The organism is Thaumasiovibrio subtropicus (genome assembly GCF_019703835.1).
GTDB lineage: Bacteria > Pseudomonadota > Gammaproteobacteria > Enterobacterales > Vibrionaceae > Thaumasiovibrio > Thaumasiovibrio subtropicus.
Genome location: NZ_AP023054.1, coordinates 1,323,481 through 1,336,025 on the forward strand (window position 1 = coordinate 1,323,481; position 12,545 = coordinate 1,336,025).

The following is a 12,545-nucleotide window of genomic DNA, read 5'->3' on the forward strand; positions in this document are numbered from 1 at the left end:
CTGGTCAGTTGCGCTGCTTTTCTCTATAATCGCCACCCGCAAGTAAATCGATTGCACTCGTAATCGTCCCACCTCTCGACAATCAGGAGCCTATATGACTACCACAAGCCTGCAAGATCACTCTGTGCTTGACCCTAAAGTAATTGTTGCGCTGGACTACCCAACGCAAGATCAAGCCCTCTCCTTTGTTGATCGTATTGAGCCAGGCAGCTGTCGTTTGAAAGTGGGTAAAGAGATGTTCACTTTGCTGGGGCCAGAGTTTGTGCGTCAGCTCCATCAACGTGGCCACGAAGTATTCTTAGATCTTAAATTTCACGACATTCCCAACACCTGCTCTCGTGCGGTGCGTGCTGCAGCTGAACTGGGTGTTTGGATGGTCAATGTGCATGCAAGCGGTGGTGAACGTATGATGGCCGCCTCGCGCGAGATTCTCGAGCCTTACGGTAAAGATCGCCCATTGCTCATTGCAGTGACAGTACTGACGAGCATGGAACAGTCCGATCTTCATGGTGTTGGGATTGATGCAGCGCCTCAGGACCACGTGATTAAACTTGCGACATTGACCAAAAACAGTGGCTTGGACGGGGTCGTCTGCTCAGCACAAGAATCGACGTTGCTTAAGTCGACGCTAGGTGAGGAGTTTAAGTTAATTACCCCAGGTATCCGCCCTGCAGGCAGTGCAGCAGGTGATCAACGCCGTGTGATGACACCTGTTGATGCTGTGGCAGCTGGCTCGGACTACCTTGTTATCGGCAGGCCAATTACGCAAGCCGAAGACCCAGCCGCGGTACTGAAGGCCATTAACGATAGCTTGGCAGTGTAAAGCTTGGCATTTTAAGCATCAGCTAGAAAAAGCCCTTTGTGTTCAGCACAGAGGGTTTTTTGTGGGTTACTGTTTTTGAAAAAACAGAGTGAGTTCTCCGACTTCAATGCCCCATTTGCGCATGCTGGTTCTATTGAACATGTGTTTTTCATCTTGGCGGTAAAGCCAGTCATCCAGACTTAGCACGTACTCACTGTCACCGACGGGTACCCTGAGTTTGTAACGCCAACGTAATGCGTTACCTACCGCCTCCCCAACAGCGGTCCCGACGACATCATTTGCAGTGCCTTGGTATTTGCCTTCGCCTTTATCTTCGATAACCCAGATACGGGTTTGGATTTCGCCATCATCAAAACGGAACGCCTCGTCCAGCGTTATTGTGTTTCCTTCTATGGTGCCGTTGATGGTGGCTTCAAAACGCCGAGTCTGTTTGCCTTTATAGTCTTGGACCATACCCCAGACTTTCACCTCGTCTTCGAAATATTCAAACAAATCAAAATCCGGGTTGGTTTGATGGTAATCATCGATGGCGGTGGAACAGCCAAATAAAAAGAGCAGTGAAGAGAGTGTTAACCATTTTCTCATTGATTGTTCGCCTTAGTGGGTTTACGTCGCGCAATTTCGTCAACACTACAAGAGATATTGCGAGGTTAATTCAATGATTTAAGTTACGTATCCTGATGATGGTGCGATCAATGTTTGGGCGAAATGAGGATAAACTCGCTGACAAAAACAGCACGGGACCGATTGGAAAAGACGATTATGGTTGCGTGGTGGGAGAGGGATGATGGTTGTTTAAATTGAGTGAGTAAAAAAGCGGCTGACAAGTTTGTCAGCCGCAGTTGACTTACTGGCTATCAGGAATGATTTGGCCATTGTCATCGAAAGTACGCACATTAAAGAACGTCTTCACACAGTTCTCGTAGTCGCCTTGTCGCAGGGCGCTGTAGGCGTATTGGTAAGGAACAAGTTTACACGCGAATGTCGCCCCACCAGGGTTGTTACCGTTATATCCCCAGTCTTTATCCCAAGTGATTTCTAAAGAACCCGCGCCTTCATTGTTGAATGGCTGCATGGTACCACACCCTAACTGTTCACCTGCGATGTTCAAGTTCAACAACTCGGCAATGCGCTGGTAGTAGTCGATACGATTTTGAGCGCGATAGTCTTCAGCACCTCGGCTACACTCAAATCCACCATTGATGATCATAATGGTCGCGCCAAAACCGGCATTGATGCCAGCCGCTTGATCAGCCGCGTTGGGTTGCCATGTGCCATCAATGACGTGCAGCATGCTTGGCTTAGGTGGTTGAGGGTAGACATAGAAGAAGACAGCAGATGCAAGATTCAACCAAGTGTCTGCAACGCGTGCAGGGTCTTGAAGTAGCACTTGCTTATCGCCAAACATTGCTTCAGAGAACGCACCGTAGTTGTAGTTCCAACTTAGCTGCTTCGCACCACGACCGAAGTAACTCTTACCTGGAGCACAAGGCCATGCTTCGCCTTGCCAGCCGCTACATGCGCTATATGCGCCGTTGGTAGAGGTTTCCGTATTACCGATTTCACGCAAGTAGTAGAGACCTTGACGCCAGACAGGAACACCCTTAGAGGCTTCCCAGCTAGGTGCGTTAGCGCCGGTTTCTTGAATGAAGTGGGCAAACATGGTCGCAAGAGAACGTTTACAGATTTCATCTGAGTTGCGTCCATCGGTATAAGTTCGACAAAACGCAGGGAACTTAGCAATTGCTTGAAGGAAACGGGTATAGGTGTATGCCTCGTTTCGCAGCGGGAACAAGTAGTTCCATGTGGTTTCGTCAACAATCAGTTCGGCGCGTTGCACGTTGTCAGGGTTAGTGGCTAAGTTGGGGGCAACAGCTTCTACAATTGCATTATCTGCAGTTTCAATATCAGAGCGAACAAGGCTGAAGAGATCACTACTGGTTAGCTGGGTTTCAATCGCACTCAGTTCGCTACGTGACATGAGGAAGCCACCATTACCATCAGGAATGATGGTGAGTTCACCCGGGTTCACTGGCGGATCAATCGGTGGATCGATAGGTGGATCAATTGGCGGGTCAATCGGTGGATCCACTTGATCACTCGGACAATCAACGGCATCCCAGAACCAGTTACTCGCCGTAGGTGACTCCCATACGCCCGGGCTGTTTTTCGCTTGGAAGCAGAGGTTGTTGTAGATAACGATGTCGCCATTAGTGACCTGAGTCTGACCGGGTACCCAAGGAATAGCAGAAGTCACAGGTGGCTCGACAGGCGGTTCAACGGGGGGCTCTACTGGCGGTTCAACCGGTGGCTCGACTGGTGGTTCAACAGGTGGCTCAACGGGCGGCTCAGTTGTTTCACAGTTGGTCTGTGTCCAAAACCAAGAGGAAGCGGTACTAGGCGTTTCCCAAACGCCCGGGTTATTTTGCGCGATATAACACTGTCCCTGATAGCTGACAATGTCACCATTTTGTACGCTGGTCACACCGTTCTCCCACGGCACAGCAGCATACGCGACACTACTGCCAATGACAGAGGCGAGAAGTGCCAACTTTAGTGTTGCTTGGTGCATAGTTTTTTCTCCATTTGAAACATGCGAAAAATAGTATTGATGCTTCTCAGGAGAGTGGAGTGCTTTTTGAGAGTTTAGTTAGTTACTTTGAAGATAATTCACAACGCGAATTAGCACTGTCTTCTTGTTTAACTTGGAATAAGATCTTGGTTCAATAATTCACCATACTAATTCAACCGCGCGTTTTTAGATTAAGTAAGTAATGAGTCAAATACCGGAGAATTTAGATGGTATGGTAGTCGTGGTGCACCACCTTGCGATGCCTCTCTGGTAATCGCATTCATTGTCTCTTCATCGTCACACCATATTAATTTTCTCGCTGGACCGAGAATCGTGAGCTTGTCGCTTTCGAGTAAGTCAGCGTTTGTGTTGAGCCAAAACTGCGGGCTGTAAAATCGAAATAGGACGGGCTGATTGTTGATATGAATATAAAGTAGCTGCTGGAGATGAATAAAGATCGCCGCTTCATTGACCGAGCTTTCAAAAGCAAAAAGGATTGCGTTGGATCGAATTTGCTGGTTTTGGCTCACTAGTGTTTGAAAGTGGGACTCGCTGTCCAGCTTGATCAGCGCGGGCCCAAGCTCAAGCAGGTGTTCAAACTGGCTGCCGAGAAAAAGTGGCTGCACAATAGAGTGAATAGCGGCTTCCCTCAAATGAAAACGAAGTGCAGGTACATTGATGGTATCAACCACTAACCAATGCTTGAGTCTGGCTGATTCAAGTTGCGCGATGCCCATAGTCTATCTCCTGATCAGGAAGCAAATTTAGGATGGGGTCAAAGCAATCAAAGCGGCATCCGCTTGTGACATTTTTAAGAGTCTTTCCTCGCTGAGCATTTGTGCTCTAGGACGGTGCGGACGCTGAAGGGTTGTCGAATCCAATTGCCCCTTGGGGCGTTTGACGCTGTACTCGATTGTACGGGAGCAGGGGAGAGTAAACGCTCCCTCGCGTATTAGTTTTGCTTCCATGCCTAGCTCCAAGCCTTTTGTTGGTATATTTATACATCGCTGTCTGCTTATCTCTGTTGTAGGTTGCATTGACGGCAGGTTAGACGCTTAACATCAACCTGCGGTGTGATCTCGCAAAGGATTACATTAGAGGGAAGTGGATACGATTTTGTAATATTTTTTACGTATATTGTATTTTTATGAAAAAATTTTATCCCTAAAAGGATTAATTGCGAGTACTGAAATAAATAAGTTTGAAGACTGTCTCGAAAAGATTTGTAACTGATAAAAACTTATTAACTTTGTGTGCTTGGTTGCAAGAAATACAGTGAAATTAGCGATATTCTGCGGCCAGAGATTGAATTTACTCTTCAATTTCTGTCCGCGAGTATTCGAGGAAGTGGCTCAAGTATTGGCTTATTACTGTCGTTGTGCTCCGGCTCCAGTACGCGCATGACGGTCTAAAGTTTGCGCATTGAAGTGGCTATCAATGAGCTTTTGGGTCAGCGCATGCTGTGGGTTAGCGAAAATATCTTCTGTCGCGCCTTGCTCTACGACTTCGCCTTGTTTCATCACCAGTACTTTATCAGTCACGTGTTTGATAATGCCCATATGTTGAGAAACATAGACATAGGCAAGGCCCATTTCGTCTTGCAACTCGAGTAAAAGGTTTATCATTTGAGCGCGCATAGACATGTCTAATCCGTTCAGCGCTTCATCAGCAACAATGATTGAAGGCTGCAGGATGAGTGCCCTCGCCAAAGAGACACGTTGTTTTTGCCCCGTAGCGAGCATCTGAGGATAAAAGTAGGCGTGCTCTGGGAGCAAGCCTACACGCCGTAGAATCTGCTTAACACGGTTTTCACGGGCGTGTGGGGTCATCTCTGTGTTTCGCTTTAATGGTCCCTCTAAGATGCGCCCAACCTGCACCCTTGGGTTTAATGAGGTGTTGGCATCTTGAAAGATCATGCGGATAAGCTTGCAGCGCGTCAGATAATCGCCATGATGCAGCTCTTCTTCATTGACGAGAATACGGCCAGAAGTTGGCTTTTCGACGCCAGCAAGCATCTTGGCTAACGTTGACTTGCCCGAGCCATTCTCACCGACCAGTGCCATTGTTTCACCCGCATTAAGAGAAAAAGAGACGGGCTTCACTGCTTCGACTTCGCGACGTTTAAAGAGGCCTTCACGAAACTGGTAGACTTTACGCAGGTTTTCCACCTCCAACAAGCTACTCATGATTTATCTTTCTCCGGCATGTTGAGAGGGAAATGACAGCTGAATTTATGGTTTTTAACCTTGCGACGTTTCGGGACTTCCACACACTTTCTTTGTGCTTGGGGGCACCTTGGGCCTAAACGGCAACCAATAGGCAGATGCTGTAGTGGTGGTATAACTCCGGGCAATGTATGTAACCGGCCTTTATGGGGCAAATAATCAAAGTTGAAATCTGGCATTGCCTGTAGCAGCGCATGCGTATAAGGATGTTTCGCCGACTGCAGGATCTGCTTTCGACTCCCTGATTCTACGGATTGACCACAGTACATGACTGTAATCCGATCCGCCCATTGGGTGACGGTAGTGAGATCGTGACTGATCAGTAGGATAGTCGTATTGTTAAGTTGATTCATTCGACTCAACAATCTAAAAATATGGGCTTGCGTGATCGGATCCAGATCGTTAGTCGGCTCATCAGCAATCAAAAGGCGAGGTCTGTTGGCTATCGCCATTGCAATCATGACTTTTTGCGCTTCACCATCTGTTAATTCATAAGGGTAACTGTTGAGTACACGCTTGTGATCTTTTATGCCCACCTTATGAATGAGGGCGATCGCTTGTTTTCGACGCCAATGAAAACGCTGCCACCACTTGCCCTGATGGCTGTCGCTAGGAATGGCTTCTTCTAGCTGGGTGGCGATGCGTTCTGCGGGGTCAAGGTAACTGGCGGGTTCTTGGAAAATCATCGCCAACTCTTTACCAATGACTTTTTTGCGTTCGCGTGGTGTTAAGCGCAGAAGGTCAATATTTCCAAGTCGCAAACGGTCAGCGGTGACACGCCAATTGTCTTTGGTCACACCTGCAATGGCTTTGGCAACAAGACTTTTACCAGAGCCAGATTCGCCTACAAGACCGCGAATCTCACCTTCGTTTAAAGTCAGGCTCACGCGATCTACCGCCTTCACCTTGCCTTGAGGTGTGTCGATTTCAATGGTCAGGTGGCGTATGTCAAGTAATGGCATTAGTCGATTCCTACAGTGATCGCTTGACGAAGGCCGTCGCCCACCAAGTTAATGACTAACACACTAAAGGTGATGGCCAATCCCGGGAGTGTTACTGTCCAAGGGGCGATGTAGGTGTATTCTAGCGCGTTCCCGAGCATGGTCCCCCACTCTGGCGTCGAGGCATCTGCTCCTAGGCGCAAAAAGCCCAGCGCGGCGATATCTAACAATGCAATTGAGATAGCGCGCGTCACTTCTGTGACGAAGACTGGCAGTATGTTTGGCAGAATTGAGTGGTAGAGAAGGTAGAGATTATTCGCCCCATCTAGCCTTGCAGCAATGATGTAATCTTTCTCCATCTCATTGTGAACCGCGGTATAAACAGCGCGGATAATCCGCGGAATCAATGCTAACCAAACGGCAAACATGACCTGTGGTAATCCTGTGCCCATAAAAGCAATGACGATCAAAGCTAATAAAAGCGAAGGGATAGACATGATGGTATCGAGAATATGATTCAAAGTACTGGAGAGTAGCCCGCGAGTCATACCCGCAAGTACGCCGATGGCGATGCCCACTAAACTCGCTGCAAAAGCGACGAGCAGTGAGGCTCCAAAGGTAAATTGAGTGCCTAGCATTAAACGGCTATAGAGATCACGGCCTAAGTCGTCGGTACCAAAGAAGAGTTCCACTTTCCCGTTGGGATGCCAAGAAGGCTCAAGCAAAATTTCTGGTAGTTGTTGGGTTGCGCTATAAGGGGTGAGCAAGGGCGCGCTAATCGTCGCCAACATGAGAAAGAGTAGGCTCCAAAGACCGAACATCGCGAGGGTGTTTTGCTTATAGTTGAGCCAAGCGCGTACCCACTGATTCGGAATGCGATCTTCAGCATAAACGTTATTTGACAGCATGCCACTCTTTCCTTATGTGCGGGTTAATCATTGAACCGATGAGGTCGGAGAGAATATTGGCAGCGAGTACGAGAGTGGCAATGCATATCACACCCGCTTGAACAGCCATGTAGTCTTGATCTGCTAGAGAATTCAGCATCCAAGCCCCGATTCCTGGCCAATTAAAGATGTATTCCACAATGAAGGTCATAGCAATCATTGTCGAGAGTTGTAAGCCAAACTTCGGCACGATGGGAGGCAGGGCGTTTTTCATCACATGGCGATGCAAAATCGTGAACAGAGAAAGCCCTTTCGTCGGTGCAATCTTGACATAGTTTTGCGTCATGACATCAGCAACAGACGCTCGGGTTAGGCGAGTGATTTCCGTCAGCGGCGAAACCGCTAGGGTTAATGTCGGCAAGACTAAGTGAAGTAAAGTGTCATGCAGCGCGGCCATCCGGTAGGGCTTATCCATCATCAAGGTATCTATGATACCGACACCAGTGTAGTGAGGGACCTCGAACAGTAAGCTGTGTCTCCCTGAGATAGGCACAACATTAAATTGCAAGGCCAGCAGCATGATCAGCAAAATCGCCAACCAGAATACAGGGATTGAGAAACCGAGCAACGTCACTGAACTGATTAGCGTATCTAGCCATTTACCACTTCGTACGCCTGCTAACGTGCCTAGAGGAATACCGATGATTAATGCAAAGATAAAGGCAAAAAAGCAGAGCTCGAGTGTTGCTGGCAGATAATAGAGAATGTCTTTACTTACCGGATTACCGAGGTGATTTAAACCAAAATCAAATGCGAGCAACTGCTTTAGATAGAGGATCCAGCCATCCATCATGGGCATCACATGCCATGGGCCGTCAACGGCCAGCTTTGCAATATTGAAACTCACAAAAGTGAGCATTAGGAAAGTGACCACAAACAAGTTGAGTTTGCGGAGCGCATAAATGACCATAAATTACTCGCTACGGTACACAGTGGCAAATGAGCGTGTGCCAAATGGGCTGAGCTGTAGCCCGCCAATAGAGCGATGATGTGCTTGATAGTGGTGACTGTGTAAGAGCGGGATTACAGGCGTCTCAACATCAATCACTTCCTGTGCTAGCCGATAATATCTCATGCGTTGTTTTTCTTGGTTTGTCTTTAGCGCCAATTCTAAAAGATTATCAAACTGGAGATTGCACCATTGGGCGCTGTTGGATCCTACGCTGATCGCGTCACAAGATAAAATGGGGCGCAAGAAGCTGTCAGGGTCGCCATTGGTTGCTCGCCATCCAGTTAAGAGCAAATCATAACTAAATCCGCTTTCTAACACAAAATTGTCATTAGCATTAATACGGATTAGCTCAATTTCTAATCCAACTGCTTCTAAATCGGCCTGAATGAGCTCTGCGCTTTTGTGCGCACGCGGGTTGAAGGAAGCCTCGTTGCTTAAAAAGGCTAGCCTTATCGGCGTTTGGCCGTTGTAACCGCTGTTTTTTAGGTAAGCTTTCGCAATGACGGGATTATAGCCTACTCGTGCCTGCCGAGCGTCGTAGGCCCACGAGGCGGGGGGAAGCACGGAATCAGTGGTATGCCCGCCACCATGATAGACGGTGTCCACGAGCTTTTGTTTATCAATGGCCGTCATGATGGCTTTGCGTAAGAGAGGATCTTGGAGGACCTGACTGCGGTTATTGATCGCAAGATAAGCCAGATTGAGTCCGCTTTGGCGACGAAGTTCGAGTCTTGGATCATCATGAATGATAGAGATTTGGCTATCAGGGGGGGAGTCGATGATATCGCATTCGCCTGTGAGCAATTTTGCAAGACGTCCGACCCCCTTTGTTGAGAGGTCAAACACCACTTGTTCCATTATTGACGCCCCTTGCCAATAGTCCCAATGACGCGTGAGCCGCACATGACTATGTTCTTGAAACTCTCGAAAGCGAAATGGCCCAGTGCCAATGGGGCGCGTATCAAGAAACTCTTGTTTCTGTTCGCGGAGCAAATACTCCCCATACTCTTCAGACAAAATGACAGCGGGTGCGGTCGCCAACATGGACAAAAAAGCATTGTCAGTTCGATAGAGGATGAAGGTCACCGCATGGCTACTTTCCGCAATCACTTCCGACACAATGCGTTCGAAGCCAAGGCTTTCGAACCAAGGATATCGGCCGCCTGAGATACGGTGATAAGGGTGATTCAAATCGAGAATGCGGTTGAAAGTGAAAACGACATCGTTGGCGTTAAGGTAGCGGCTTGGTGAGAAATCGGGACTTTGGTGGAAGGCGACGCCTTCGCGAAGATAGAAAGTGTAGGCAAGACCATCGGGGCTGACATCCCAGCTTCTCGCCAATGCGGGGAGTGGGTGGTGGCTGTTGGGGTCGATGTCGAGCAACCTTTCATAGATCTGCGCACCGAGATGATTAACTGATTGATTATCGAAGGTGAGTTGAGGGTTGAGGGTGGTGAAGAGATCTTCACCACAATACACGAACCCTCTCTTTTTTAACTCCCTGTCGGCACTTCCCGAGTTACAACCGACAGTCATCAGCAACGAAACACAGAAGAAAAGCCACTTGATAAGGTAATTATTCATCATCATGCCCTTCGGTTGAGAGCTGGTGTTTACGCAGTAAGCCCCTTAGTTGATGATAGCTAAGCTGCAATGCATCTGCTGTTTTACGCTGATTGAAGTGATAGCGTTGTAAGGTCGCTTTGACGATTTCACACTCTTGATCCGACTGAAAGGCCCGCAGATCAAATGGGGCGGCAGGGAAAGTGAGCGCATTCTCGTCTGCCTCTTTCGGCGCATGTTCGATGGGGGATTGCCATGGAGGGCGAAAGGGATCGAGTTCTAAGATGTCGATGGGGGCTTCCGGATCAGGGTTGTGGAACACTGCGCGCTCGATAACATTCTTCAACTCACGAATGTTGCCGGGCCAATGGTAATCGAGTAGTTGCTGCTGCAACGATGGGCTGAAGCCGGGAAAAAAGTCAAACTCGAGCTCTCGACACATCTTGACGGCATAGAACTCTGCAAGCAATAGAATGTCCTCACGCCGTGCGCGTAGCGGAGGGAGGTGGATCACATCAAAAGCGAGTCGATCGAGTAAGTCCGCGCGAAAGGTGCCTTCAGCAGCCATTGCAGGTAAGTCCGCATTGGTGGCACAGATGAGTCGCACATCCGCCTGTAAAGTTTTTTGCCCGCCAACACGTTCGTATTGACCATACTCAATCACTTTTAAGAGCTTTTCTTGGACGCGAAGGGGGCAAGTGGCGAGCTCATCAAGAAAAAGGCTGCCACCTTCGGCACGTTCAAATCGGCCTGCATGACGACGCTTCGCATCCGTAAATGAACCCGATTCGTGCCCGAAGATCTCACTGTCCATGACTCCTTCGCTGATGGTGGCACAGTTGATGGATACCAGAGGGTTATTCCATCTCGGCGACAGGTAGTGTAAGCGTTGGGCGATTAACTCTTTCCCTGTCCCACGCTCGCCGAGAATAAGCACGGGCTTATTAATGCGCGCCAGTCGTGAGACTTGATCAATCACGGCGAGAAAGAGATCCGATTCGCCGACTAAACTTTCCGTAGCTGGATTGGTCATAATAACTAACTTTTGGTTAATTTTGTCAAAGCATAACAGTAATCTATTCAATAAGCGTAGTAATTACTTGAAAAATGGTCAAAAAAAAGTTGGCACGCGTCTTGTATTGTAACAACCAGAGCCTGCTAAAACTTAAGCAGATCAAAGTGAAATAACATTTAGGAGCGTATTATGGGCGTATTTTCAAGATTTGCTGACATTGTGAACGCAAACGTCAATGCACTATTGGACAAAGCTGAAAACCCACAAAAAATGGTTCGAATGATTATCCAAGAGATGGAAGATACTCTTGTTGAAGTTCGCACCTCTTCAGCCCGCGCACTGGCGGACAAGAAAGAGTTGGAACGCAAAATTCGTGCCGTACGAGCACAAGTCGCAGAATGGCAAGAGAAGGCGGGGCTTGCTTTAGAGCGTGGTCGTGAAGACTTGGCACGCGCCGCACTGATAGAAAAGCAGAAGGTGGCCGACTTGGCGCTGGCGCTGGAAGAAGAGATGCACTTGGTCGAAGAAACCATTGCCAAGTTGACATCAGAAGTGACAGAGTTAGAAAACAAACTCACTGAAACACGTGCTCGCCAGCAAGCATTAGTCATGCGTCATCAAGCTGCGGATAATCGTCGTGATGTTCGTCGACAGCTAGACAATAGTAAAATTGACGAAGCAATGGCGAAATTTGAACAGTATGAGCGTCGTATTGATGAAATTGAAGCGGAAGCGGATAGTTTGTCGATTGGCAAAGGGAAATCATTGGAAGATGAGTTCGCTGATTTGCAAGCACAAGATGAGATCGAAAAAGAACTGGCGAAAATGAAGCAAGCAATGAAGGACAAGGAGTAACTTATGATGTCATGGGCATTGGCGGTTCCGCTAATCGTATTTCTCGTGGTAGTGGCACCAATTTGGCTGGTGCTCCATTACCGAAGTAAACGACACACTGCACAAGGGCTGAGCGCTGATGAGTCAGCCCAACTGCGGACGCTCAGCGAACGTGCCGAGCAGATGCAAGAGCGTATCGTGACATTAGAAAAGCTCCTTGATGCAGAGTCACCAGGATGGAGACAAAGACAATGAGTTGCCGAGGATCAAAACCTAAGCTCTATCGTGACCCCAAAAATGGAAAAATAGGCGGTGTGTGTGCGGGCATCGCTGACTATATGGGAATGGAAGTGTGGTTTGTGCGAATTCTCGCCTTTACCTTCCTCCTCTTCGGTGGATTCTTCACCTTCGTCGCATACTTTGCTGCGTGTTTAATTTTGGATAAGGCACCAGTAGAACAAGTGAAAAAGCAAACGCATAAAGCGGCACACACGGTGAAGCAGCGTAACTGGCAATCAGGCAGTACGCCGGGCAGAGTGTTGGAAAGTTTGAAAGATGACTTTGATAGACAAGACAAGCAGTTACAAGCAATGGAAGCGTATGTAACTTCAAGTCGATTCAAAGTGGACCGCGAGTTTAATAACTTATAAATCTAACTTGCTGAGGTGACTCA

At 48.1% G+C, this 12,545-nt stretch carries 13 protein-coding genes; 4 read left to right on the forward strand and 9 right to left on the reverse strand.

Translation table 11 applies throughout. The annotated features are described in order from the left end of the window. The first annotated feature begins 124 nt into the window (after positions 1-124). Positions 125-823, forward strand: a complete 699-nt coding sequence (pyrF, locus tag TSUB_RS06185) for an orotidine-5'-phosphate decarboxylase (protein ID WP_087017878.1) — start codon at positions 125-127, stop codon at positions 821-823. Between the two features lie 66 nt (positions 824-889). On the opposite strand, the gene TSUB_RS06190 is transcribed toward pyrF, so the two are convergent. From TSUB_RS06190 to pspF, 9 genes are all read right to left on the reverse strand, one after another. Further along, the gene (locus TSUB_RS06190; RefSeq protein ID WP_087017853.1) at positions 890-1,408 is read right to left on the reverse strand and encodes a DUF3833 domain-containing protein; all 519 of its coding nucleotides are present in this window, start codon (positions 1,406-1,408) and stop codon (positions 890-892) included. A gap of 262 nt (positions 1,409-1,670) precedes the next feature. Next, complete coding sequence (locus tag TSUB_RS06195) at positions 1,671-3,395, reverse strand: chitinase (protein WP_107924966.1); 1,725 nt, start codon at positions 3,393-3,395, stop codon at positions 1,671-1,673. Positions 3,396-3,586: 191 nt separating this feature from the next. After that, complete coding sequence (locus TSUB_RS06200) at positions 3,587-4,132, reverse strand: DUF4123 domain-containing protein (protein ID WP_087017851.1); 546 nt, start codon at positions 4,130-4,132, stop codon at positions 3,587-3,589. 630 nt (positions 4,133-4,762) lie between these two features. Then, positions 4,763-5,581 (reverse strand): peptide ABC transporter ATP-binding protein, encoded by an 819-nt coding sequence (locus TSUB_RS06205; protein WP_087024423.1) that lies wholly within the window; start codon positions 5,579-5,581, stop codon positions 4,763-4,765. Beyond that, positions 5,578-6,582 (reverse strand): peptide ABC transporter ATP-binding protein, encoded by a 1,005-nt coding sequence (locus TSUB_RS06210; RefSeq protein ID WP_087024421.1) that lies wholly within the window; start codon positions 6,580-6,582, stop codon positions 5,578-5,580. The genes TSUB_RS06205 and TSUB_RS06210 overlap by 4 nt, the downstream gene beginning before the upstream one ends. After that, entirely contained in the window at positions 6,582-7,469 is an 888-nt protein-coding gene (gene sapC / locus TSUB_RS06215; protein WP_087024418.1) for a putrescine export ABC transporter permease SapC, read from the reverse strand. Before sapC ends, TSUB_RS06210 begins: the two co-directional genes overlap by 1 nt. Beyond that, the gene (locus TSUB_RS06220) at positions 7,456-8,418 is read right to left on the reverse strand and encodes an ABC transporter permease (protein ID WP_087024417.1); all 963 of its coding nucleotides are present in this window, start codon (positions 8,416-8,418) and stop codon (positions 7,456-7,458) included. The genes sapC and TSUB_RS06220 overlap by 14 nt, the downstream gene beginning before the upstream one ends. A gap of 3 nt (positions 8,419-8,421) precedes the next feature. Beyond that, positions 8,422-9,939 (reverse strand): ABC transporter substrate-binding protein, encoded by a 1,518-nt coding sequence (locus TSUB_RS06225; RefSeq protein WP_246616411.1) that lies wholly within the window; start codon positions 9,937-9,939, stop codon positions 8,422-8,424. Positions 9,940-10,036: 97 nt separating this feature from the next. Further along, positions 10,037-11,056, reverse strand: coding sequence for a phage shock protein operon transcriptional activator (gene pspF / locus TSUB_RS06230; RefSeq protein ID WP_087024425.1), 1,020 nt, complete (start codon positions 11,054-11,056; stop codon positions 10,037-10,039). 171 nt (positions 11,057-11,227) lie between these two features. On the opposite strand from pspF, the gene pspA reads away from it, so the two are divergent. Genes pspA through pspC form a run of 3 tightly spaced genes read left to right on the forward strand, consistent with a single transcriptional unit; the run spans position 11,228 to position 12,522 of the window. Next, positions 11,228-11,893 carry a phage shock protein PspA gene (pspA, locus tag TSUB_RS06235; RefSeq protein ID WP_087022750.1) on the forward strand — a complete coding sequence of 222 codons (666 nt, stop codon included), beginning with the start codon at positions 11,228-11,230 and terminating at the stop codon, positions 11,891-11,893. A gap of 6 nt (positions 11,894-11,899) precedes the next feature. Continuing rightward, positions 11,900-12,127, forward strand: coding sequence for an envelope stress response membrane protein PspB (gene pspB, locus TSUB_RS06240; RefSeq protein WP_087022796.1), 228 nt, complete (start codon positions 11,900-11,902; stop codon positions 12,125-12,127). Further along, a complete protein-coding gene (gene pspC, locus TSUB_RS06245) occupies positions 12,124-12,522 on the forward strand; it encodes an envelope stress response membrane protein PspC (protein WP_087022752.1) in 399 nt (132 codons plus the stop codon). The genes pspB and pspC overlap by 4 nt, the downstream gene beginning before the upstream one ends. Positions 12,523-12,545: the final 23 nt, after the last annotated feature.

Bases quoted from the DNA above. Each gene is read 5' to 3' on its own strand.
- pspC (WP_087022752.1), top strand. From the start codon at position 12,124: ATGAGTTGCCGAGGATCAAAACCTAAGCTCTATCGTGACCCCAAAAAT.
- TSUB_RS06205 (WP_087024423.1), bottom strand. From the start codon at position 5,581: ATGAGTAGCTTGTTGGAGGTGGAAAACCTGCGTAAAGTCTACCAGTTT.
- TSUB_RS06200 (WP_087017851.1), bottom strand. From the start codon at position 4,132: ATGGGCATCGCGCAACTTGAATCAGCCAGACTCAAGCATTGGTTAGTG.
- TSUB_RS06210 (WP_087024421.1), bottom strand. From the start codon at position 6,582: ATGCCATTACTTGACATACGCCACCTGACCATTGAAATCGACACACCT.
- TSUB_RS06220 (WP_087024417.1), bottom strand. From the start codon at position 8,418: ATGGTCATTTATGCGCTCCGCAAACTCAACTTGTTTGTGGTCACTTTC.
- TSUB_RS06190 (WP_087017853.1), bottom strand. From the start codon at position 1,408: ATGAGAAAATGGTTAACACTCTCTTCACTGCTCTTTTTATTTGGCTGT.
- pspB (WP_087022796.1), top strand. From the start codon at position 11,900: ATGTCATGGGCATTGGCGGTTCCGCTAATCGTATTTCTCGTGGTAGTG.
- sapC (WP_087024418.1), bottom strand. From the start codon at position 7,469: ATGCTGTCAAATAACGTTTATGCTGAAGATCGCATTCCGAATCAGTGG.
- pspA (WP_087022750.1), top strand. From the start codon at position 11,228: ATGGGCGTATTTTCAAGATTTGCTGACATTGTGAACGCAAACGTCAAT.
- pspF (WP_087024425.1), bottom strand. From the start codon at position 11,056: ATGACCAATCCAGCTACGGAAAGTTTAGTCGGCGAATCGGATCTCTTT.
- TSUB_RS06195 (WP_107924966.1), bottom strand. From the start codon at position 3,395: ATGCACCAAGCAACACTAAAGTTGGCACTTCTCGCCTCTGTCATTGGC.